This is a genomic window from Polaromonas sp. (genome assembly GCF_031411155.1).
Lineage (GTDB): Bacteria > Pseudomonadota > Gammaproteobacteria > Burkholderiales > Burkholderiaceae_C > Polaromonas.
In genome coordinates this window covers 1-21,340 of the sequence record NZ_JANOAL010000208.1, presented here as the reverse complement: position 1 = coordinate 21,340, position 21,340 = coordinate 1, and the positions used below count along the sequence as shown (strand labels likewise).

At 62.9% G+C, this 21,340-nt stretch carries 22 protein-coding genes and 1 pseudogene; 3 read left to right on the top strand and 20 right to left on the bottom strand.

Features of this window, described 5'->3' with window-relative positions:
* Nucleotides 1-617 (bottom strand): isocitrate lyase/phosphoenolpyruvate mutase family protein (locus RMO23_RS13330; RefSeq protein ID WP_309682321.1); only part of this gene is annotated, 617 nt, incomplete at its 3' end.
* Between the two features lie 271 nt (nt 618-888).
* Nucleotides 889-1,317: a gamma-glutamylcyclotransferase family protein gene (locus RMO23_RS13325; RefSeq protein WP_309682318.1), complete on the bottom strand. Its 429-nt coding sequence runs from the start codon at nt 1,315-1,317 to the stop codon at nt 889-891.
* A gap of 129 nt (nt 1,318-1,446) precedes the next feature.
* Between RMO23_RS13325 and RMO23_RS13320 the strand changes: the two genes are divergently transcribed.
* Nucleotides 1,447-2,394 carry a DMT family transporter gene (locus RMO23_RS13320; RefSeq protein WP_309682315.1) on the top strand — a complete coding sequence of 316 codons (948 nt, stop codon included), beginning with the start codon at nt 1,447-1,449 and terminating at the stop codon, nt 2,392-2,394.
* On the opposite strand, the gene RMO23_RS13315 is transcribed toward RMO23_RS13320, so the two are convergent.
* From RMO23_RS13315 to hemN, 6 genes are all read right to left on the bottom strand, one after another.
* The gene (locus RMO23_RS13315) at nt 2,339-3,229 is read right to left on the bottom strand and encodes a CcmD family protein (protein WP_309682314.1); all 891 of its coding nucleotides are present in this window, start codon (nt 3,227-3,229) and stop codon (nt 2,339-2,341) included. The genes RMO23_RS13320 and RMO23_RS13315 overlap by 56 nt on opposite strands.
* Nucleotide 3,230: 1 nt before the next feature.
* On the bottom strand, nt 3,231-4,217 hold the full coding sequence (locus RMO23_RS13310) for an ABC transporter permease subunit (protein WP_309682312.1): 987 nt from the start codon (nt 4,215-4,217) through the stop codon (nt 3,231-3,233).
* Between the two features lie 10 nt (nt 4,218-4,227).
* Nucleotides 4,228-5,358, bottom strand: a complete 1,131-nt coding sequence (locus RMO23_RS13305; RefSeq protein WP_309682309.1) for a polyamine ABC transporter ATP-binding protein — start codon at nt 5,356-5,358, stop codon at nt 4,228-4,230.
* Between the two features lie 117 nt (nt 5,359-5,475).
* Entirely contained in the window at nt 5,476-6,636 is a 1,161-nt protein-coding gene (locus RMO23_RS13300) for an extracellular solute-binding protein (RefSeq protein ID WP_309682306.1), read from the bottom strand.
* A gap of 182 nt (nt 6,637-6,818) precedes the next feature.
* Nucleotides 6,819-7,496: a sulfite exporter TauE/SafE family protein gene (locus tag RMO23_RS13295; RefSeq protein ID WP_309682304.1), complete on the bottom strand. Its 678-nt coding sequence runs from the start codon at nt 7,494-7,496 to the stop codon at nt 6,819-6,821.
* Nucleotides 7,496-8,878, bottom strand: coding sequence for an oxygen-independent coproporphyrinogen III oxidase (gene hemN / locus RMO23_RS13290; protein ID WP_309682302.1), 1,383 nt, complete (start codon nt 8,876-8,878; stop codon nt 7,496-7,498). Before hemN ends, RMO23_RS13295 begins: the two co-directional genes overlap by 1 nt.
* Nucleotides 8,879-9,062: 184 nt before the next feature.
* On the opposite strand from hemN, the gene fnr reads away from it, so the two are divergent.
* Nucleotides 9,063-9,797 carry a fumarate/nitrate reduction transcriptional regulator Fnr gene (gene fnr / locus RMO23_RS13285; RefSeq protein ID WP_309682329.1) on the top strand — a complete coding sequence of 245 codons (735 nt, stop codon included), beginning with the start codon at nt 9,063-9,065 and terminating at the stop codon, nt 9,795-9,797.
* 8 nt (nt 9,798-9,805) lie between these two features.
* Here fnr and RMO23_RS13280 read toward each other — a convergent pair whose 3' ends face one another.
* The 9 genes from RMO23_RS13280 to RMO23_RS13240 form a co-directional block, all read right to left on the bottom strand.
* A complete protein-coding gene (locus tag RMO23_RS13280; protein ID WP_309682299.1) occupies nt 9,806-10,108 on the bottom strand; it encodes a hypothetical protein in 303 nt (100 codons plus the stop codon).
* A complete protein-coding gene (locus RMO23_RS13275; protein WP_309682296.1) occupies nt 10,095-10,361 on the bottom strand; it encodes a nitrogen fixation protein FixH in 267 nt (88 codons plus the stop codon). The genes RMO23_RS13280 and RMO23_RS13275 overlap by 14 nt, the downstream gene beginning before the upstream one ends.
* A 34-nt stretch (nt 10,362-10,395) precedes the next feature.
* On the bottom strand, nt 10,396-11,865 hold the full coding sequence (gene ccoG, locus RMO23_RS13270) for a cytochrome c oxidase accessory protein CcoG (RefSeq protein WP_405041604.1): 1,470 nt from the start codon (nt 11,863-11,865) through the stop codon (nt 10,396-10,398).
* Nucleotides 11,866-11,890: 25 nt separating this feature from the next.
* The gene (ccoP, locus tag RMO23_RS13265; RefSeq protein ID WP_309682293.1) at nt 11,891-12,874 is read right to left on the bottom strand and encodes a cytochrome-c oxidase, cbb3-type subunit III; all 984 of its coding nucleotides are present in this window, start codon (nt 12,872-12,874) and stop codon (nt 11,891-11,893) included.
* Between the two features lie 11 nt (nt 12,875-12,885).
* Nucleotides 12,886-13,023, bottom strand: a complete 138-nt coding sequence (locus tag RMO23_RS13260; protein WP_309682291.1) for a cbb3-type cytochrome c oxidase subunit 3 — start codon at nt 13,021-13,023, stop codon at nt 12,886-12,888.
* Nucleotides 13,024-13,045: 22 nt separating this feature from the next.
* A complete protein-coding gene (gene ccoO / locus RMO23_RS13255; protein WP_309682289.1) occupies nt 13,046-13,651 on the bottom strand; it encodes a cytochrome-c oxidase, cbb3-type subunit II in 606 nt (201 codons plus the stop codon).
* 12 nt (nt 13,652-13,663) lie between these two features.
* On the bottom strand, nt 13,664-15,115 hold the full coding sequence (gene ccoN / locus RMO23_RS13250; RefSeq protein ID WP_309682324.1) for a cytochrome-c oxidase, cbb3-type subunit I: 1,452 nt from the start codon (nt 15,113-15,115) through the stop codon (nt 13,664-13,666).
* 106 nt (nt 15,116-15,221) lie between these two features.
* On the bottom strand, nt 15,222-15,401 hold the full coding sequence (gene ccoS / locus RMO23_RS13245; protein WP_309682287.1) for a cbb3-type cytochrome oxidase assembly protein CcoS: 180 nt from the start codon (nt 15,399-15,401) through the stop codon (nt 15,222-15,224).
* 6 nt (nt 15,402-15,407) lie between these two features.
* Entirely contained in the window at nt 15,408-17,693 is a 2,286-nt protein-coding gene (locus RMO23_RS13240; protein WP_309682285.1) for a cation-translocating P-type ATPase, read from the bottom strand.
* A gap of 125 nt (nt 17,694-17,818) precedes the next feature.
* On the opposite strand from RMO23_RS13240, the gene RMO23_RS13235 reads away from it, so the two are divergent.
* Nucleotides 17,819-18,262, top strand: coding sequence for a universal stress protein (locus RMO23_RS13235; RefSeq protein WP_309682284.1), 444 nt, complete (start codon nt 17,819-17,821; stop codon nt 18,260-18,262).
* Between the two features lie 54 nt (nt 18,263-18,316).
* Here the strand turns inward: RMO23_RS13235 and RMO23_RS13230 are convergent.
* From RMO23_RS13230 to RMO23_RS13220, 3 genes and pseudogenes are all read right to left on the bottom strand, one after another.
* Nucleotides 18,317-19,864, bottom strand: a pseudogene (locus tag RMO23_RS13230) (malonate--CoA ligase).
* Between the two features lie 36 nt (nt 19,865-19,900).
* Nucleotides 19,901-20,683, bottom strand: a complete 783-nt coding sequence (locus RMO23_RS13225; protein ID WP_309682282.1) for an enoyl-CoA hydratase/isomerase family protein — start codon at nt 20,681-20,683, stop codon at nt 19,901-19,903.
* Nucleotides 20,680-21,340: tripartite tricarboxylate transporter substrate-binding protein (locus RMO23_RS13220; RefSeq protein WP_309682281.1), on the bottom strand; the 661-nt coding region annotated here is incomplete at its 5' end. The genes RMO23_RS13225 and RMO23_RS13220, both read right to left, overlap by 4 nt.

Below are 21,340 nucleotides of genomic sequence, written 5' to 3'. Positions count from 1 at the left end.
TTGCCGCCCATGTGGCCGCATTTCTTGACGGAAGCCAGCTGGTCTTCAAAGTGAACGCCAGCGGCACCGGCCTTGATCATGGCCTTCATCAGTTCAAACGCGTTCAGCACGCCGCCAAAACCGGCTTCTGCGTCGGCCACGATGGGCGCGAAGTTGTCGATGTAGCCCTTGTCACCGGCGTCGATGCCTTTGGAGTGTTGAATTTCGTCGGCGCGGCGGAAGGTGTTGTTGATGCGCTCCACCACGGTCGGCACCGAATCCACCGGGTACAGCGACTGGTCGGGGTACATCGAGGCGTAGCTGTTGTTGTCGGCGGCGACTTGCCAGCCCGACAGGTAAATCGCCTTCACGCCGGCCTTGACCTGCTGCATGGCCTGGCCACCGGTCAGCGCGCCCAGGCAGTTGACGTAGGGCTCGTTGTTGACCAGGCCCCAGAGCTTTTCAGCACCGCGGCGAGCCAGCGTGTGCTCGATCGGGAAGGAGCCGCGCAGACGAACCACATCGGCAGCGCTGTAGCCGCGCTTGATGCCTTTCCAGCGGGGATTGGTGGCCCAGTCTTTTTCCAGGGCAGAGATTTGCTGGTCGCGGCTCAGTTGTTCGGTCAGGGTTTGCGGCATGGTGGGCTCCGTAGGTTGATAAAAAGTCGCTGAGTTGTTGAACTCGGTGCCTGTAGTTTAAGTCTTCTACAAGACTTTAATCAGCTCTTATGTCTTATATAAGATAAAAATTAAGTTGAATAAAATCAACAACATAATCATAAAATTTCTCTATGTGGGATTTTGTTTCTTGTATTGAGAAATATTTTTGCAGTGCACCATTTTTTTATTTCACATCAAGAAAAGTAATTATTGGATTGTGAAAAATCTGGCGCCGGTGAACGGACCGGGCTCAGGCGCTGTTGCCGGCGCGGTACTGCACCCAGTCGCCGCTGGCGATAAGCGGTTTTCCGGTCGCACGCCCTGGCGCGATCTCGTACAAGACGCAAACGATCTCCCTGCCCCCCTCAAACGACCGCGCTTCCAGACGGACCAGCACCTCGCGCTTGAGGTACTCACCGTTCGGCTGCGGCCACACCTCCTCGATCGCATCAAGTTGCCGCTCCAGATCTGCGCTGACCTCATACACCTCGCCCAGCACACTGCCCTGCCCGCCCAACCGCAGTCCCGGGTAGGCGCCCAGGTCATACAGCACGCCCGGCACACGGGCCCAGCCCCGCTGGACCGGCGCGGGCTGTAGCCGGTTGATGTCACGCTGCTCGCCCCGGCGCAAAGTGCCGTAAACAAACACATGGCGAACGGTCGGCACGGGCTGCGACATCACTTCCAACTTTCAAACGGGTGGCAAAACAGATGAAAAACTCAGGCATCATTTCAACCTGCGCTCCAGGTTGGCGGCGCAGCTCCAACCACTGGCCCAACGGTCAGCCCAGCAGGAATCGTTAATTTAATGAACCGCATTGTGGCCTACGCCTGCCTGGCGCTCAGCATGTCTTTGGTGGGCAGCTATGTCGCGCTTTCCAAACCCCTGGTGGCCGCGCTGCCGGTGTTTTTGCTGGCCTGGCTGCGCTTTGGCATTGGCGGCCTGGCCATGCTGCACTGGTTCAAGAAACCCGCTGACGAACCGCCCATGAATGGCCACACCCAGGGCCTGGTGTTTCTGGAATCCTTTCTGGGTAATTTCCTGTTTTCGATCTGCATGCTGTTTGGCGTGAGCATGACCAGCGCCGTGGCAGCCGGCGTCATCATGGCGGCCATCCCGGCGGCCGTGGCCCTGATGAGCTGGCTATTCCTGCGCGAGCGCATCAGCCTTCGGGTGTGGGGCGCGGTGGCCTGCGCGGTCCTCGGCATCGGTCTGGTCTCGCTATCAAAAAGTGAGCTACATGCACCTATAAACAATGGGCTATCAGCCGATTTGGCCTCCAAAAATGCCTGGCTGGGCAATCTGCTGCTGGTCGGGGCTGTGCTGTGCGAGGCGGCCTATGCCGTCATTGGCAAAAAACTCACGGTTGTGCTCAGTCCCAAGCGCATCACGGCGCTCATCAATCTCTGGGGTTTTGCCCTGGTCACCCCGTTCGGCCTGTGGATGGCCTGGGGCTTCGACTTCGCCAAAGTCACGACCTCGAGCTGGCTGCTGCTGCTGTTCTATTCACTGGCCGCCAGCGTCTGCACGGTCTGGCTGTGGATGACCGGCCTGAAAACCATTGCCGCCAATCAGGCCGGTGTGTTCACCGTGTTGCTGCCGGTCAGCGCGGCAGCCGTCGGCGTCCTGGTGCTGGGCGAAACCCTGAATGCCACGCAGATCGGCGCCTTCGCGATTGCGCTGACCGGCGTGGTGCTGGCTACCTTGCCGCAACCGGGTCTGGAAAAGCCGGCTCGGCCCGGGTCGCCGCACTGATTTCGCGGTCCAGCCGTTTCTGGCGGCGCAGCATGAACACGCTGTAGGCGATGATGCCCAGCGAAACGGCGGCAATCAGCAAGGTGGCCGCCGCATAAATCGACGGGTTCACGCCACGCCGTGCGTAGCTGAAAATCACCTGCGGCAAGGTGGTCACGCCCGGCCCCGACAAAAACTCCGAGATCACGACATCATCAAACGACAGGGTGAAGGTCAGCAGCCAGGCCGACACCAGGGCCGGCGCGATGTTGGGCAAAGTCACCAGAAAGAACACCTGCACCGGCCGGCAACCCAGGTCCATGGCGGCCTCTTCCAGCGAACGGTCCACCTCGCCAAGCCGCGACTGGATCACCACCGTGGCGTAGGCCATGCCCAGCAGGGTGTGGCCGCTCACGATGGTGATAAAGCCGCGGTCTGGCCAGCCCAGCGTGCGCTGCACCGCCACCATCAGCAGCAGCAAGGACAGCCCGATAATCACCTCGGGCATGACCAGCGGCGCATTGACCAGCCCGTAAAACAGCGTGCGCCCGGTAAACCGCAGGTAGCGCACCAGCACAAAGGCGGCAAAGCAGCCCAGCACGACCGACAGCGTGCCGGTAATCAGCGCCACCTTGAGAGACAGGGTGAAGCCCTCGACCAGGCGCGAATCGGCCAGCAGCGCCTGGTACCAGCGCAGCGAAAAACCGGTGAACACGCCGTCCTGCCGCGTGCTGTTGAACGAGAACACGATCAGGAAAAACAGCGGGATGTAGAGGAACAGGTAGACCAGCCCCATCCAGAGCCGTCCGAAATTGTTCTCCGCAAAACGCAGCAATGGATTGGTCGGGCTTTTCATTTCAGGCCCCTCTGCGCGCACCACGCCCGGCGTTGGCGCGGTAGTAAAAAGCCAGCGGCACGAGGATCAGCAGGATCATCACCACCGACAGGGCCGCCGCGCGCGGCCAGTTGTTGCTGCTGAACATTTCGTCCCACACGACGCGGCCAATCATGATGTTTTCGGCCCCACCCAGCAGTGAAGGAATCACAAACTCCCCCACACTCGGAATAAACACCAGCATGGAGCCGGCAATGATGCCCGACTTGCTCAGCGGCACGGTAATAAGCCAGAACGCTTTCCAGGCACTGGCGCCCAGATCGTGCGCCGCCTCCAGCAGCCTGAAGTCCATCTTCACCAGGTTGGCGTACAGCGGCAAAATCATGAACGGGCAGTACACATAGGTCATGCCGACCAGCATGGAGACATTGGTGTAGAGCATGACCAAGGGCTCCTGGGTAATGCCCAACGCCAGCAGCAGGTTGTTAAGCACGCCCTGGTCCGCCAGAATTCCCTTCCAGGCGTAGACACGCAGCAGGAAGGATGTCCAGAACGGCAACATGACCAGCATCAGCAGGGCCGGCCGGATCGAGGGCCGGGCGCGCGCCAGAAAATAGGCAAACGGGTAGCCAATCAGCAGGCACGACAGCGTGGTGAGCAGGGCGTATTTCAGCGAGGTTTTGTAGGCCTCCATGTAAATGGTGTTGCCGAACCCCTCCACGGAGCCGCCCGCCGCTCCCGCATTGGCAGCACCGCCCGGCACCTGGGCCGCATCGCTGAAGATGGAAAAGTAGTTTTCATAACGCAGGTTGATGCGCCAGGAACTGGCAATGGTTTCTATCAGCGGCGCAAACGGGTCCACCCCATTGCCCATGTCGGTCACGCTGATGCGCAGCAAGATCAAAAAAGGCAACACAAAAAACAGCAGCAACCAGCCATAGGGCACGCCAATGACGAAGCGCCGCCCGAGATTGAACAGAAAGGATTGGAGCCAGGAATGAGCTTTCATCAGCGCCACCCTATTGCGTCAGCACCACCGGCGCCGCATCGTCCCACCAGAAAAAGACCGGGTCATCCCAGGTGATCGCGCCGCTGGTGCTGGTTTCCTGCCGCGTGGTGTTGGTTTCCATGATCTTGATGGTGCGGCCCCTGCCCGCGCTGCTGCTGCCGATCATTTCGACAATAAAGGTGTTGTAGCTCCCGAAGTAGGCAATTTCACGCACCTTACCGGTGAACAGGTTCTCGTCCACCTCGGGCCGGGTTCTGGAGATATGTATCTTTTCGGGCCGCACTGCCACCGCCACCGGCATGCCCTGGGTGCCGCTGATGCCGTGCCCAATGGTCACCACGCCGTGCTCGGTCGTGACTTCGCAGCGGTCAGCCTCGTCGAGCGTCAACTCACCTTCCATCAGATTGACGTTGCCGATGAAGTCGGCCACGAAGCGACAGTTCGGGTGCTCGTAGATTTCTTTCGGTGTGCCCACCTGCAGCACGCGGCCGTGGCTCATCACGGCTATGCGCGAGGCCATGGCCATGGCCTCTTCCTGATCATGGGTCACCATGACGCAGGTCACGCCCACCGACTCCAGAATGTTGACCAGCTCAAACTGGGTGCGTTCGCGCAGCTTTTTGTCCAGCGCGCCCAGCGGCTCGTCGAGCAGCAGCAACTGCGGCTTTTTGGCCAGGCTGCGCGCCAGCGCGACTCGCTGTTGCTGGCCACCCGAGAGCTGGTGCGGCTTGCGCTTGGCAAACGGCGCGAGTTGCACCAGTTCAAGCATTTCCTCCACCCGCGCCTGAATCTGCGCCTTGGGCATGCCTTCGCGCTTGAGCCCGAAGGCAATGTTGTCCCAGATGTTCAGGTGCGGAAACAGCGCATAGGACTGAAACATCATGTTGATGGGCCGCTCATAGGGCGGAAACGACGCGATGTCGACGCCATCGAGCAAGACCTTGCCGGAGGTCGGTGTTTCAAAACCGGCCAGCATGCGCAGCAGGGTCGATTTTCCGCAGCCTGAACTGCCCAGCAAGGCAAAAATCTCGCCCTTGTGAATAGACAGCGAAACGTCATCGACCGCGGCCACGCCATCAAAGCGCTTGACCAGCTGGTCAGTCCGTAAAAATCCATCGCCAGACGATGCGGGTAGATTCATGAAGCCTTCATTCCCAAGGTTGCCCAGGTTAAACCGGTATCTATGCCAGCGTTAAAAAGGCTGTGCAGCCTCTAAGACTGCACAGCCCGAACCCACCCGCCCGGCGTGTGAAAAAGCTCAGCTGCCTTTTTTGAACAAGGTAAACACATTGCTCATGGACTCACGCGCCTCGTTGCTGAAGCTTGCGGGAGAGACCATTTTTTGCATATTGGCCGCATCGGGGAACACGGCGGGGTCTTTGGCGATTTCGGGCTTCACATTGGCCAGGCTGGCCTTGTTGGCCGTGGCGTAGCCGAGCTCGTTGGTCAGTGATGCCGAGACTTCCGGACGCAGGAAATAGTTGATGAAGGCGTAGGCGTTGTTCGGGTGTTTGGCATCCTTGGGAATGGCCAGGTTGTCCATGAAAATCAGGCCACCGGTGCCCGGCAGCAAGACCTCAATCTCGTTGCCGCTCTGGTTTTCCAGTGCCCGGCCGCGGGCGATATTCATGTCGCCGGCCCAGCCCAGCGCCACGCAGGCCTTGCCGCCCGCCAGGTCGTCGATCATGGTGCTGGAGAACAGGCGAATGTACGGGCGCACCTTGGCCAGCATCGCGCCGGCGGCCTTGTGGTCGGCCGGGTCGTTGGAGTAGGCGTTCTTGCCCAGATAATGCATGGCCGGCGGAATCACCTCGGTCGGCGAATCGAGGTAGGCAATGCCGCAGGACTTGAGCCTGGCGGTGTAAACCGGGTTGAACACCAGGTCCCAGGCGTTTTCGGGCATGGGGGTGGAACCGAGCGCCTTGCTCACCTTGGCCTTGTTGATACCCACGGTGGTGAAGCTCCAGGCCCAGGGCACCAGGTAGGCATTGCCCGGGTCAATCGTGTCCAGCTTGCCCATGATGGCCGGGTCCAGGTTGCCGTAATTGGCAATCTTGGCCTTGTCGAGCTTCATCAGCAGCCCGCCGTCAATCTGCGGCTTGGCAAACACCGCCCCCGGCACCACGATGTCATAGCCGGAGTTGCCCGCCACCAGCTTGGCGTGCAGGGCTTCATTGTTTTCAAAGGTCTGGTAGTTGACCTTGATGCCGGTTTCCTTCTCGAAGTTCGCCACCATGTCTTTGGCGATGTAGTCGGGCCAGTGGTAGATGTTCAGCACTTTATCTTCGGTGTTGGCAACGGCCGCTGGCGCTCTGGCGGCTGTGGTCGGCGCCGGCACCGCCACTGGCGCTTCCTCCTTTTTTCCGCAGGCGACCAACGCAATGGCCGACAACGCGAAACACCAGAAATGCTTTTTCATCATGTCCTTGACCTTCTATCTGAAATATCCGTGAAGAATGGCGAATAGCCGGCAGCCGGGCCGGCCAGGGCCGCTGCAGCGTTTTCAGGAAAATCGCATTGTAAAAGTTATTTACAAAGGTTTGGGGCCTGCCACGGCGGGAAGCCCCGGAGGCAAGGGCGCTCCAGAAGCGGCAACGAGGGCTATGGCGTCAGGCACCAGGGCGCCGTGTTGTGCACCAGCCCCATCCACAGCGCCCACACGGAAGTGGCCAGCAGCGCCAGGCCCGCCAGGCGAATCGCCCATTGGCCGGACCCCTGGCCACGCAGCCGCAGCCAAAGCCAGGGTCCGGCCATCAGCGACACGCCGCTTCCCAGGGCAAACAGCGCCATGACGACCACCCCTTCCAGCATATTGCCGGTCAGCGCCGCCACCAGCAAGGCCGAATACAGCAGGCCACAGGGCAGCAGTGACCACAGCAGCCCGATCAGCAGCGGCGCCCCACCACCGACCCCGGAGGTGACCGCCCGTACTTTGGCCCATAGCTGGCGCGCGCCGCTTTCCAGCCAGACCGGCTGGCGCGCCTGCCAGAGCAGCAGCAGGCCCAGCAGCGCGGCCGCGACATGAAACAGCGTCCAGACCGGCCTGAGCGCGGCCGAATGGACACTGAGCCAGCCCAAGCCCTGCATCGAGGCCGCCGCCAGGCCCCCCAATGCCGAATAGCCCACCAGCCTGCCCGCCTGAAAAATCCACAGCGACCGGGTGCTCTGGCCGCCACTGGTGCGGCCAATGCCGGCGCAGGCCGCGCCGCACATGGCAACGCAGTGAGGCCCGCCGGCAAGCCCCATCAGCAAGGCGGTGGCGGCGAGCGCGGTTTGCATCAGATGATCTTGGAAAAGCGCGCGCGGTTGCGATCGGCCTGCAGGTAGCGGTCAAAAACCATGGCCACGGCCCGCACAAAAAACCATCCCTTGGCGGTGACCTCGATGCCCGAGTCGGTCAGGGTCACCAGGCCCTGCCTGGCCTGCTCGGCCAGGGCTTCGAGTTCGGGCGCAAAGTAGGCCCGAAAATCAATCAGATAACCCAGCTCGATCGACTCGAACTGCAACTCGCCCTGGCACATCAGGGCCATGATCACCGCGCGCCGCACCAGGTCATCGCGCGTCAGGGCCAGGCCCCGCACCACCGGTAGCCGCCCCTGGTCCAGATGGTCGTAGTACTCGGCCAGGGTCTTGGCATTCTGGCAGTAAATAGCCCCCACCCGCCCGATGGCCGACACCCCCAGCGCGATCAGATCGCAGTCGGGCTGGGTGCTGTAGCCCTGAAAATTGCGGTGCAGCCGGCCCTGCCGCTTGGCAACGGCCAGCGCATCGTTGGGCAAGGCGAAATGATCCATGCCGACATAGACATAACCCGCCTGATCAAACACCTCGAGTGAGCGGGCCAGCATCGAGGTTCGGGCGGCCCCGGAAGGGAGCTCTGCCGTGACAATGCGGCGCTGCGGCTTGAAGCGCTCGGGCAGGTGCGCATAGGCGTACAGGGCGATCCGGTCGGGGCGCAATACAGCCACCTCGGCCAGGGTGCGCTCGAAAGACTCCGGCGTTTGCTGGGGCAGCCCGTAGATCAGGTCCACGTTGATGGACTCAAAGCCCAACTGGCGCGCCGCCTCGACCAGCGCGAACACCTGCTCCTTGGGCTGAACCCGGTGCACGGCTTTTTGCACCGCCGGGTCAAAGTCCTGCACCCCAAAGCTCAGGCGGTTAAAGCCCAGCTCGGCCAGCTCGGCCAGGCGGGCGGCGTCCACGGTTCGTGGGTCGATCTCGATCGAATACTCGCCGCCCGGGGCGAGGGTGAAGCTGCGGCGCAGCATGGCCATCAGGGCCCGCAACTCGTCATCGCTCAAAAATGTCGGGCTGCCGCCGCCCAGGTGCAGCTGACTGACCACCTGGCCCGGGCCAAGGTGTGCAATATGAAGGTCAAGTTCCCGGCTCAGGTAGCGCAAATACGGCTCGGCCCGTTCATGGTGCTTTGTAATAATTTTGTTACAGGCGCAGTAATAACAGAGCGACTCACAGAACGGAATATGCACATACAGCGACAGCGGCAGGGACATGGCCGCCACCCCGCTGCGACGTTGTTCGAGGGCTTGCACATACTCGTCGGCCGCGAATGCCTCCACAAACCGGTCTGCCGTCGGGTACGAGGTGTACCGAGGACCCGGCAGGTCAAACCGGCGTAACAAATCGGGTGAAACAACAGTCATGAAATAATTCCTCAGCGTTGTTTCACACTGTGCGACCAAACCCACGAAATGACCTTGATATGGATCAACCGCACAGCAGGCAGACTGGCGCACAATGGAAGCAATGAGGCGCCGGACATTTATGACAGCGCGCTGTCCCACAGACATCGGCGACAAACCCATCGGGTAAAAATCGCCGGACTCCATCAAACTTCGCCAAATGATCGCTGAATCCATAAAAATCGCCTGCTCCAACTGCAACCTGCGTGAACTCTGCATGCCGGTGGGCCTGAATTCCGAGGAACTCGATCGCGTGGACGATCTGGTGGCCGTGCGGCGAAGCATCAAGCGCGGCACCACCCTGTTTCACAATGGCGAAAAATTCACCTCGCTGTATGCCATTCGCACCGGCGTTTTCAAAACCTGCGTGACCACCGAAGACGGACGCGATCAGGTCACCGGATTTCAGATGGCAGGCGAAATCATTGGCCTGGACGGCATCGTCAACGACCAGCACACCTGCGATGCGATTGCGCTGGAGGACTCCGAAGTCTGCGTCATGCCGTTTGACCGCATCGAGGAAATTTCGCGCGAGGTCAACGCGTTGCAGCACCATGTTCACAAGATCATGAGCCGCGAAATCGTGCGCGAGCACGGTGTCATGCTGCTGCTGGGCAGCATGCGGGCCGAGGAACGGCTGGCGGCCTTTTTGCTCAACCTGGTGCAGCGCCTGCAGGCACGCGGCTTTTCAAAGTCCGACCTGGTGCTGCGCATGACGCGCGAGGAAATCGGCAGTTACCTGGGCATGAAACTGGAGACCGTGAGCCGGACTTTCTCGAAGTTTTCAGACGACGGCATCGTTGAAGTCAAGCAGCGGCATATCCAGATCCGGAACGCCGAGGCGCTCAAGCGCATTGTCAATCCCCAGGTTTGCCGCTGACCGGCTCTCTATTTGGCACCTGTCGCTGAGCCCGGTCCCACGTCCGGCCTGGCCAGCCACAGCACCAGCGCGCTGCTGGCCATGCTGATCAGCCAGAAGCTGAAAAACGCCAAGGTGTAAACGCCCAGCCGCGACGGCTGCACCGTGTGGCCCGGCCAGTGCACCTCGCCCGGATCCACCAGCCCAAATACCAGCGCCTCCAGCAGGCAGGCCGCCAGAAACGCCGGTCCGACAACCAGCAAGCCCCGCCTGACGCAGAGCGCCTCCAGCGGCGCCTCGCTGGCCGGTGTCGTCAACTCAGGGCTGTTCATCGCGTTTGCCTCCGGTGGCGCTGTGATTGCGGCCCGTCAGCGCGGGCTGCATGGGCGGCCGTGCCGTCTGCACCTGCTGGCGCAACAGCGGCCCCTGCCGGTAGGCGTCGTCCGGCACCATTGCCTCGGGCCCGCGCAGGATGTAGAAGGCCGTGACGACGCAGGCCAGCACCGCAGACAGCGGGCCGGCTATCACCATCCACACATAGGGTTCTTTCCACCAGGGACGAGCAGCAGGGTTTTCAGGCTTCATGGCTGGATTCCTTTGCACAATCTTGTACTGCGATTTACCGTGGCACGAGGAACACGGATTTTTCGGTCACCTCGTCGGGCGACGGTCCCTGCAAGGCAATCCTGAACACGATGGGATGCGAGCCGGCGCTGGCCGCGTTGGGCGGCGCCTGCACCCGCACCGGCACCCAGCGCGACTCGGCCGCATCCACCACCACAGCGGCCTCGGTAACGATGCGGGCGCCGTCAATGCCAGCCACCTGAATCACGTACTGCTGACGGTGCTCGGTCGCGTTCATGATCTGCAGCCGGTAGACGTTTTCGATCTCGCCCTGCCCCACCATGCGGGCCATCACCCCGCGGTCGCGCACCACATCGACCTTGAAGGTCGCCCGGGTCAGCAGGCTGGCCAGCAGGCTCAGGCTGATGACACCGAGAACCGCCGTGTAAATCAGCACGCGCGGCCGCAGCACCCGGCGAAACATCGCCGAGCGGCTCAGCTTCTGGCTGATGCCGTTTTGCGTGCTGTTTCGGATCAAGCCCCTAGGGTAGTTCATCTTGTCCATGACGCCGTCGCACACGTCAATGCAGGCCGAGCAGCTGATGCACTCATACTGCAGGCCCTTGCGGATGTCGATGCCGGTCGGGCAGACCTGCACGCACAGGCCGCAGTCGATGCAGTCGCCCAGCCCCTTGGCCTGGTAATCGGCGGGCGTGTCGCTGCGCGGGCGCGAGCCGCGATTTTCGCCGCGCGCCTCGTCATAGGTGACGATCAGGGTGTCGCGGTCGAACATGGCGCTTTGAAAGCGGGCATAGGGGCACATGTACTTGCACACCTGCTCGCGCATCCAGCCGGCGTTGCCATCGGTGGCAAAGCCATAAAACAGCACCCAGAACGACTCCCACGGCCCGAGCGAGAAGCTCATGACGGCGCTAGACAGCTCCTTGATCGGCGTGAAGTAGCCGACAAAGGTGAAGCCGGTCCACAGCCCGATCGCAATCCATACCGCGTGCTTGGCACTTTTGCGGCCCAGCTTGGCCAGACTCCAGGGCGATTTGTCCAGCCGCATGCGGGCCACCCGGTCACCCTCGATCTTGCGCTCCACCCACATGAAAACCTCGGTGTACACCGTCTGCGGGCAGGCGTAGCCACACCACAGCCGCCCCGCCACCGCGGTAAACAGGAACAGCGACAGCGCGCTGATGATCAGCAACCCGGTCAGGTAGATCAGATCCTGCGGATACAGCACCAGGTTGAAGATGTAAAAGCGCCTGGCACCGAGGTCAAACAGCATGGCCTGCCGGTCATTCATGGACAGCCAGGGCAGGCCATAGAACACCAGCTGCGTCACCCACACCATGGCCCAGCGCCAGTGGTTGAACCAGCCCGACACACTGCGGGCATAGATCTTTTTCTCAGACTGGTACAGCGACACCACCGCCGAGGAATCGTCACCGCCCGCCGCAGCCACCGCCACAATCGGAATGACCCGCCTGGACGCGCCTGAATTGCCTGAACTGCTCACTGGTGAAACCACGCCGAAAAACCCTTTACTGCGCCTTGACGACTGTGGCCACAGGTATCACTGCGCCCGCAGGCGTGACCGTGCCGCTGCCGCCGCCGCCGGACAGGCTCAGCACAAAGGCCGACACCACATGAATCTGCTCGGGGGTCAGCTTGCTGGCCTGGGTCGGCATCACATTGTTTTTGCCGTTTTTGATGATGTTGGCAATCGCGGCCTCGCCCCAGCCGTGCAGCCAGTAGTCATCGGCCAAATTGGGCGCACCGAGCAACTTGTTGCCCTTGCCGTCCACGCCATGGCAGGCGGCGCAGGCCGAAAATCTTTTCTTGCCGCTGTAAGCCTTGATTTCGTTGTGCGGGCTGCCCGACAGCGACAGCACGTAATTGGCCAGTTCGCTGATCTCGGCGTCGCCGCCAATGGCCGCGCCCATGGGCGGCATGACGCCGGTGCGGCCGTTGCTCACCGTCTGCACGATATGCTCGGCACCGCGCTGGCCCAGCCAGGCGGCATCGGCGTTGGTGAGGTTGGGGTAGGACTTGCTGCCGCGCCCGTCGGAGCCGTGGCATTGCGAGCAGTTGTTCATGAACAGGCGCTCGCCAATCGCCATCGCCCGGGGCTCCTTCATCAGCGCCTCCACCGGCTTGGCCGTGAACTCGGCATACAGCGGCGCGACCTGGCTGCGTATCTGGCCGACATCCTGCTTGTGCTCGCCTTCGGTAGACCATTTAAGCAGGCCGGGAAAACTGCCCAGACCCGGAAAAATCACCAGGTAGCCGAGCGAAAAAACCACCGTCACAATGAACAGCCACATCCACCACAGCGGCAGCGGGTTGTTCAACTCGCGCAGGTCCTCGTCCCAGACATGGCCGGTGGTGTTGTCGTCGGCCTGCCCCGGATGCGCGCTGACCTTGGCCTTGCCGGCCACCCACAGCAACCAGGCGCAGGCCAGAATCGACACCAGGCTGATGGCGGCCACATACCAGGGCCAGAATCCGTTGGTAAAGTCACTCATGGCGGTCGCTCCTATTCCGACCGGAACGGCAGTTGCGCCGCATCGTCGAACTGGGCCTTTTTGGACGGCAGGCAAGCCCACACCAGAATCCCGATGAAGGTGACAAAGGCGGCCAGCGTCACCAGGCTGCGCAGTAGGTTGATATCCATAGTCATATCCTCTTTTTTTCGCTTATTTCAGCGCAAGGCCCAGGCCCTGCAGGTAGGCAATCAGCGCGTCAAGTTCTGTCTTGCCCTTGACCTCTGCGGGTGCGCCGGCGATTTCGGCATCGGTGTAGGGCACACCGACCGAGCGCAGGGCTGTCATGTGGCGCTGGATCGACTCGGCATCGGCCGGCGCTTTTTCCAGCCAGGGGTAGGCCGGCATGATGGATTCGGGCACCAGGTCGCGCGGGCTCAGCAGGTGCAGGCGCTGCCACTCGTCGCTGTACTTGCCGCCGACGCGGTGCAGGTCCGGGCCAGTGCGCTTGCTGCCCCACTGAAACGGATGGTCGTAGACAAACTCGCCGGCAACCGAATAGTGGCCATAGCGCAGGGTTTCGGCCACCAGCGGCCGGATCATTTGCGAGTGGCAGTTGTAGCAGCCTTCGCGCACATAAATGTCGCGGCCCACCAGCTTCAGCGGTGAATCCGGCACCACGCCCGCAATGGCCTGGGTGGTGGATTTTTGAAAGAACAGCGGAACGATTTCAACCAGCCCGCCAACCGCCACCACCAGCAGCACCAGAACAATCATCAACCAGTTGTTGGTTTCAATTTTTTCGTGTGAAAAAGACATAAACGGCTTCTTTCAGGCGTGCGCCAGGGCGCGGGGAATCGTGGTGCTGGAAGGCTTGCCGGCCAGCGCCGTCATGGCGACATTCCAGGCCATCAGCAGCATGCCGCTCAAATACAGCAGCCCGCCAAAAAAGCGCACCACGTAAAACGGATAGGTCGCCTTGACACTTTCCACAAAGGTGTAGGTCAGGGTGCCGTCGGCATTGATGGCGCGCCACATCAGTCCCTGCATCACACCGGCAATCCACATGGCGGCGATGTACAGCACGATGCCTATGGTGGCGATCCAGAAGTGGGCCTCGATCGCCTTGACGCTGTGCATGCCTTTTTGCCCGAACAGGCGCGGCACCAGGAAGTAAAGCGCGCCCATCGAAATAAAGCCGACCCAGCCGAGGGTGCCGCCATGCACATGGGCGATGTTCCAGTCGGTGTAGTGCGACAGCGCATTGACCGTCTTGATCGACATCATCGGGCCCTCGAAGGTGGCGATGCCGTAGAACGACAGCGCCACGATCATGAAGCGCAGGATCGGGTCTTCGCGCAGCTTGTGCCAGGCGCCCGACAGCGTCATCACGCCGTTGATCATGCCGCCCCAGCTGGGCGCCAGCAGAATCAGCGAGAACACCATGCCGATGGACTGGGTCCAGTCGGGCAAGGCGGTGTAGTGCAAATGGTGCGGGCCGGCCCACATGTAGGTGAAGATCAGCGCCCAGAAATGGACGATGGACAGCCGGTAGGAATACACCGGCCGCTCGGCCTGCTTGGGAATGAAGTAGTAAACAATGCCCAGAAAACCGGCGGTCAGAAAGAAGCCCACGGCGTTGTGGCCATACCACCACTGCACCATGGCATCCTGCACGCCGGCATAGGCCGAATACGACTTCATCCAGCCCGCGGGCACCACTGCCGCATTGACGATATGCAGCAACGCCACGGCAATGATGAAGGAGCCATAAAACCAGTTGGCGACGTAGATGTGCCTGACCTTGCGCAGGCCAATCGTGCCGAAAAACACAATGGCGTAGGCCACCCAGGTCAGCGCAATCAAAATCGCAATCGGCCATTCCAGCTCCGCGTATTCCTTGCCGCGCGTAAAACCCATGGGCAACGAAATCGCGGCGCCCACAATCACCGCCTGCCAGCCCCAGAAGTGAAAGGCCGCCAGCTTGTCCGAAATAATGCGCACCTGGCAGGTACGCTGCACCACGTAGTAGCTGGTGGCAAACAGCGCGCAGCCGCCAAAGGCAAAGATGGCGGCATTGGTGTGCAGCGGACGCAGGCGCCCGAAGGACAGCCAGGCGATGCCGAAGTTGAGCTCGGGCCAGGCCATTTGCGCGGCGATGAACACGCCCACCAGCATGCTGACCACCCCCCAGACCACCGCCATCACGGCAAACTGGCGCACGATCTTGTCGTTGTACTCGGTGGCATGCGAAGCGGCCCAGCCACTTTGCGAGGTGCGCATCGCCGGAATTGGAAGTACTGCACTCATCAAAAATCCTCTGTTACCCAAGTTAGCAATGAGTGTGGCGCGGGCCGCGCTTTGAGGGCTTGACATGGATCAATAGAAATCAATCCAGCGGATTCGGCGGACCGCCCTGCGTTCTTTTCAGCGCTTCTTCCTGAAAAATGCGCTGCCCCTCGCTTTCCATGTCTTCAAACTGCCCCGACCAGACGGCCCAGGCCAGCAGGCCCAGCACCCCCAGCCCGAGCAACACCGACAGCGGCACCAGAAGAAACAGCACATCCATGGCGGTTCAGCTCCGTACCCGAATCCGCGACAGCCGGGCCGCATTGGCGATGACCCCCAGCGAACTGAGCGCCATGCCCAGGCCGGCCAGCCAGGCCGGCAGCCAGCCCATCAGGGCCAGCGGCACGCAGACCGCGTTGTAGCTGGCGGCCCACCAGAGGTTTTGCCGCACGATGCGCAGGGTCTGGCGCGCCTGCGCCAGCAGGGTGGGCAGCATCAGCAACTGCCCGCCCGGCATCACCAGATCGGACTGGGCCTGCGCCAGCGGCACCGCCTGCCCCACCGCCAGCGACACATGGGCGCGCGCCAGCACCGGCCCGTCGTTCAGGCCGTCGCCCACCATCAACACCTTGCGGCCCTGCTGCTGCAGGGTCTGCAACACGTCCAGCTTGGTTTGCGGCGTGCAGTCGCCCTGCACCTGCGTGATGCCCAGCCGCGCCGCCACCTCGCTGGCTGCGGCCTGGTTGTCGCCCGACAGCATCTGCACCGCAAAGCCGGCCTGCTGCAGGCGGGCGACGGCTTCCTGGGCGTCAGGGCGTAGCACCTCGTCAAACTCGAAGCCGGCCAGCCAGCCCGACTCGTCGGCCAGTTCGACCCGGGCGCAGCCCGGCGGGCCGCCGAGCCGGCAAAAGCGGGCCGAGCCCAGGCGCAGCAAGCCGCACACGCCCAGGCCGGGCGCGCCGAGCCGGCCTTCCAGCCCCTGCCCCGCCAACTCGCGCACATCGGTCAGGTTCAGCGCCCCGCTCGCCGCCACTTCGGCTACCTCTTCGGCCGCCCGCACCAGCGCGCGCGACACCGGGTGCAGCGAATGCCGCGCCAGCGCGCCGGCCAGTTGCAGCGCGGCCTCGCGCGACAGGCCGGCGCGGCTGCTGACGCTGCGCAGGCCCATGCGGGCCTCGGTCAGGGTGCCGGTCTTGTCAAAAATCACGGTGTCTATGCCGGCCAGTGCCTCCAGCGCCTGCAGCCGCCGCACCAGCACGCCGCGGCGCGCCAGCAAGCCGGCCGAAGTCAGCATGGCGGTCGGCGTGGCCAGCGACAGCGCGCACGGGCAGGTCACCACCAGCACCGCGACGGCGGCCATCAGGGCCTTGGCCGGGTCGGTGTTCCACCACCAGGCGGCCGCCAGGGCGGCGGCCAGCAGCACAAAAACCAGGAAAGGCTTGGCCACCCGGTCGGCCAGCAGCGCCAGCCGCGGTTTGTCCACCGCGGCCCGCGCCATCAGGGCCACGATTTGCGCATAGCGGGTGGACTCCCCAATGGATGCAATACGCACCTGCACCGCTGCCGACAGGTTGTGGCTGCCGGCCAGCACCGTGCTGCCGGCCGGCCGGGCGACCGGCCTGGACTCGCCCGTCAGCAGCGCCTCGTCGGCAAAGGTGTCGCCCTGGGTGATGGTGCCATCGGCCGGAAACGCCTCGCCCGGCAACACCCGCACCACATCGCCGGGCAGCAGGCGCCGCACCGCGACGCGTTCAAACTGGCCGCCAGGCAGTTGCCGCTCCACGCTGTCGGGCAGGCGCTGCATCAGGCTGTCCAGCGCGCCGGCCGTGCGCTCGCGCAGGCGCTGCTCCAGCCAGCGGCCGGTCAGCAGAAAAAAGACAAACATCGTCAGCGAGTCAAAGTAGACCTCCTGCCCCCAGCGCCCCAGCGGCTCGAAGGTGGCCGCGCTGCTGATGGCAAAGGTCATGGCGATGCCCAGCGCCACCGGCAGGTCCATGCTGATGCGGCGCTGGCGCAGGTCGCGCAGCGCATTGCCAAAAAACGGCGCGCAGGAAAACAGCAGCACCGGCAGGCTCAGCACCCAGGACGCCCAGCGCAGCAGGCTTTGAATGTCGGGCGTGATCTCGCCCGGCCCCGCCACGTAAGCCGGCGTCGCATACATCATGACCTGCATCATGCAAAAGCCAGCCACCAGCCAGCGCCACAGCGCCAGCCGCGCCGCCTTGCGGCCGTGCCGGGGGGCAAACGCATCGGCAGCCGGCAGCAGCCGGTAGCCCAGCGCCAGCGGCGCGGACATCCACTCGGAAGGCCGGGTCAGCGCCGCCGACCAGACAATGCTGGCGCGCTGGCTGGCGGCGCTGACCCGGGCCGCCACCACACCGGGGATGGCCAGCAACGCCTGCTCCAGCGTCAGCGAGCAAGCCACGCAGTGCATGCCGCCGACCACCACCTGCGACTCCCACAGGCCCGAGGCGGTGGCCGGATCCGCCGGCTGGCTGAACGTGGCCCATTCGCCGGGATCATCGAACACGGCCAGCGGGCCTCGCCCGCAGGGGGCACGGGAGTCGGGCATGAAGGCGGCAGCTTGCATGGCCCAAGACTAGCGGCAGGGCCAAGCCCTAACATTGACATGGATCAACGAGAGGGCTTTTCAATGGGTTTACGCTGAAACCACGTTCAACCCCAAGGAGGCCTGCCATGTACCAGCGTATTCTGATTGCCACCGATGGCTCCGCGCTGTCGCGCAAAGCCGTGCGCAGCGGCATCCAGTTGGCCACGCTGACAGACGCCCTGGTGGTGGCGCTCAAGGTGGTGCCGCGCTACCCGGTCAGTTATTTTGAGGGCGGCATGAGCGTGGCCAACAAGGACGTGGCGCGTATCGAGAAGCAATGGGCCGAGGACGCCCTGGCCGTGGTGGAGGCGGTCAAGGCCGATGCCGAAGCCAGCGGGCTGAAGGCCAAGGCAGTGACCACCAGCTCGGACCTGATCGCCGAGTCCATCATTGCCACCGCCAAAAAGCACAAATGCGACCTGATCGTGATGGCCTCGCACGGCCGGCGCGGCATCAAGCGCCTGCTGCTGGGCAGCGAAACCACGCAGGTGCTGACCCATTCGCACATTCCGGTGCTGGTTTTGAGATAAAAAAGGCCTATAACCCAGACAAAACGTGCACAGTCAGCTATCAACTTTATAGCATCAACGGATCTCTAAAAGCTCCACGAACAGGCCTTTGTACTGCTCGCGCAGCAGGTTCTTCTGCACCTTGCCCATGGTGTTGCGCGGCAGTTCATCGACCACGAAGCACTGCTTGGGAATCTTGAAGTTCGCCAGCTTTGACTTCAGCGCGGCCACCATCTGGCCCGCGTCCAGCGTGGCGCCGGGTTTGGCGATGACGATGGCGACGCCGGCTTCGCCAAAATCCGGGTGCGGCACGCCGACCAGCGCGCTTTCGGCCACGCCGGGCAACTCGTTGATGTAGCCCTCGATTTCGGCCGGGTATACGTTGTAGCCGCCGCTGATGATCAGGTCCTTGCTGCGGCCCACGATGGTGATGTAGCCGCGCTCGTCGACCTTGCCGACGTCGCCGGTCTTGAAATAACCGTCGGCCGTGAACTCTTCTTTGGTCTTTTCGGCCATGCGCCAGTAGCCCTTGAAGACATTCGGCCCTTTGACCTGTATGCCGCCAATCTCGCCGACCGGCAGCGATTTCCCGTCATCGTCCTGCACCCGCAGGCTGACGCCGGGCAGCGCAAAACCCACGGTGCCGCCGCGCCGTTCGCCGCCCTGCTCTTTTCGGTAGGGGTTGGAGGTCAGCATGGCGGTTTCGCTCATGCCGTAGCGCTCCAGAATGGTGTGGCCGGTGCGCTGCTGCCAGTCGCCAAAGGTTTCAATCAGCAGCGGCGCCGAACCCGCCACGAACAGGCGCATGTTGCGGCAGGCTTCACGGGTCAGCCCCGGCTCGGCCAGCAGCCGCACATACAAGGTGGGCACGCCCATGAACACACTGGCTTCGGGCAGCTTCTTCAGCACCAGTTTCGGGTCAAACCTGGACAGCCAGATCATCTTGCTGCCGTTGAGCAGCGCGCCGTGAATCGCCACGAACAGCCAGAGCACATGAAAAATCGGCACCGCGAGGAACTACACATCGCCTGGCTTCCAGCCCCAGTAGTCTTTCAGCACCTGGGCGTTGCTCAGCAGGTTGCCGTGCGACAGCATCGCGCCCTTGCTGCGGCCGGTGGTGCCGCTGGTGTACAAAATGGCGGCCAGGTCGTCTTGCTGGCGCAGCGCCACCTCATGCTGGTCACTGCAATGCGCGGCGCGATCGAGCAGCGAGCCGTTGCGGTCGTCGCCCAGCGTGAAGACGTTTTGCGTGCCGGCCTTGAAGGCGATCTTGCTGACCCAGCCGAAGGTTTGGGGGCTGCACACCACCACCGCCGGCTCGGCGTTGCCGATAAAGTATTCAATTTCGGCGCTCTGGTAGGCGGTGTTGAGCGGCAAGAACACGTAACCGGCGCGCAGGGTGGCCAGGTAAAGCACCAGGGCCTCGACCGACTTTTCGACCTGCACCGCCACCCGCGCGCCCTCGGGCAGGCCCAGCGAGGCCAGCAGATTGGCCATCATGGCTGTGGCGCGATCGAGATCGCGCCACGAGTAGCTCAGGCCGCTGTCGGTTTCCACCGCGACCTCATCCAGCGCGTGGGGGAAAGCCGCGCGCAGGGCGGTAAACAGATTGTGGTTTTTCATGGGTCTGGCTGAAAAGTTGAAGTTAAAAAGCGCCGTTCAGCGCGCAAACCGGGGCGGGCGCTTTTCGATAAAGGCCGTCACGCCCTCGCGGTGTTCGGGCGTCGCCGCGTACCGGTAGGCATTTGCTATCAAATCAGTAGCTTCCTGGGCACGTTCTGTATGGGCCAGCGCCCTAAATTGCTGTTTATTCAGGCGCGCCGCCCGCGGCGCCAGCCGGCTGATGCGGCCGGCGCAGGCCAGCGCTGCTTCGCTCACTGCAGCCGCTGGCAGGACCTCGTTCAGAAAGCCGCGCCGCTTCATCTCTGCGGCGTCGAGCACGGCGGCTGCCAGCAGCATCTCGCGCGCCGTCAGCTCGCCGACCGCGCGCAGCACCAGCGCCGCCTCGCGTGGCGCCATCGGAAAGCCCAGCTTGGCAATCGGCGCGCCAAAGCGGGCGCTGTCGCTGGCCAGCCGCAGGTCGCAGCAACTGGCGATTTCAAGGCCCGCGCCCAGGCAGTTGCCCTCGATCTGCGCCACGATGGGCAGATCGCAGTCCAGCATGGCCTGCAGCCCGCCCCATACCTCGCCCTCATGAAAGTCGCGCAGGCTGGCCTCGACAAAGCGAAAGCCGGTGTATTCGGAAATATCGCCGCCGGCGCAAAAATGCCCGCCCTCGCCCCGGACCCGCACGCAGGCCAGCGCGCTGTCGTGCTGGAGGGCCGTGAACACCTCGCGCAGTTGCCGCCACATCGCACGCGACATGGCGTTGAACTTGCCGGGATGCGACAGGGTGACGGTGGCCAGCGCCCCGTCGGTCCCAAGTAGAACCTGACCCGTCATTCGAGTTTTGCCCCTGACGCCTTGACCACAGCCGCCCAGCGCTTGACCTCGGCGCCGACAAAAGCACCAAACTGCGGCGGCGTCAGGTTGCCAAACTCCGCGCCGTTGCTGGCCCAGATGGTTTTGAGCTCGTCGGTGGCGGCCGCCTTGCGCAGTTCCTCGACGATGCGGGTCTGCACCTCGGCCGGTGTTCCCTTGGGCGCCCACATGCCGTACCAGGTGGTCACGGTGTAGTCGGGCAGGCCGAGCTCCGCGGCTGACGGCACATCCGGAAACGCCGGGTTGCGCTTGCCGCCCGACACCATCAGCGCCTTGATGCGCCCGCCCTTGATATGACTCGCGGATGAGCCCAGGCCGTCGAACATCATGTCGATATCGCCCGAAATCAATCCCTGCAATGCCGGACCGGCGCCGCGGTAGGGAATGTGCGTGATGAAGGTCTTGGTCTGGAGCTTGAACAGCTCGCCGGCGAGGTGGTGCGAGGTGCCGGCGCCGGCCGAGCCGTAGTTGAGCTTGGCCGGGTTCTTGCGCACGAACTCCAGGAACGCCTTGAAGTTCTGCGCCTCGACCCGCTTTGGATTGACGACCAGCACCTGCGGCACATTGGCCATCAGCGCCAGTGGGATGAAATCTTTTTCCAGGTCGTAGTCGAGCTTG

Coding starts and splice junctions, on each gene's coding strand:
- RMO23_RS13325 (WP_309682318.1), bottom strand. CDS start 1,317: ATGTCGCAGCCCGTGCCGACCGTTCGCCATGTGTTTGTTTACGGCACT.
- RMO23_RS13320 (WP_309682315.1), top strand. CDS start 1,447: ATGAACCGCATTGTGGCCTACGCCTGCCTGGCGCTCAGCATGTCTTTG.
- RMO23_RS13315 (WP_309682314.1), bottom strand. CDS start 3,229: ATGAAAAGCCCGACCAATCCATTGCTGCGTTTTGCGGAGAACAATTTC.
- RMO23_RS13310 (WP_309682312.1), bottom strand. CDS start 4,217: ATGAAAGCTCATTCCTGGCTCCAATCCTTTCTGTTCAATCTCGGGCGG.
- RMO23_RS13305 (WP_309682309.1), bottom strand. CDS start 5,358: ATGAATCTACCCGCATCGTCTGGCGATGGATTTTTACGGACTGACCAG.
- RMO23_RS13300 (WP_309682306.1), bottom strand. CDS start 6,636: ATGAAAAAGCATTTCTGGTGTTTCGCGTTGTCGGCCATTGCGTTGGTC.
- RMO23_RS13295 (WP_309682304.1), bottom strand. CDS start 7,496: ATGCAAACCGCGCTCGCCGCCACCGCCTTGCTGATGGGGCTTGCCGGC.
- hemN (WP_309682302.1), bottom strand. CDS start 8,878: ATGACTGTTGTTTCACCCGATTTGTTACGCCGGTTTGACCTGCCGGGT.
- RMO23_RS13280 (WP_309682299.1), bottom strand. CDS start 10,108: ATGAACAGCCCTGAGTTGACGACACCGGCCAGCGAGGCGCCGCTGGAG.
- RMO23_RS13275 (WP_309682296.1), bottom strand. CDS start 10,361: ATGAAGCCTGAAAACCCTGCTGCTCGTCCCTGGTGGAAAGAACCCTAT.
- ccoP (WP_309682293.1), bottom strand. CDS start 12,874: ATGAGTGACTTTACCAACGGATTCTGGCCCTGGTATGTGGCCGCCATC.
- RMO23_RS13260 (WP_309682291.1), bottom strand. CDS start 13,023: ATGGATATCAACCTACTGCGCAGCCTGGTGACGCTGGCCGCCTTTGTC.
- ccoO (WP_309682289.1), bottom strand. CDS start 13,651: ATGTCTTTTTCACACGAAAAAATTGAAACCAACAACTGGTTGATGATT.
- ccoN (WP_309682324.1), bottom strand. CDS start 15,115: ATGCGCACCTCGCAAAGTGGCTGGGCCGCTTCGCATGCCACCGAGTAC.
- ccoS (WP_309682287.1), bottom strand. CDS start 15,401: ATGGATGTGCTGTTTCTTCTGGTGCCGCTGTCGGTGTTGCTCGGGCTG.
- RMO23_RS13240 (WP_309682285.1), bottom strand. CDS start 17,693: ATGCCCGACTCCCGTGCCCCCTGCGGGCGAGGCCCGCTGGCCGTGTTC.
- RMO23_RS13235 (WP_309682284.1), top strand. CDS start 17,819: ATGTACCAGCGTATTCTGATTGCCACCGATGGCTCCGCGCTGTCGCGC.
- RMO23_RS13225 (WP_309682282.1), bottom strand. CDS start 20,683: ATGACGGGTCAGGTTCTACTTGGGACCGACGGGGCGCTGGCCACCGTC.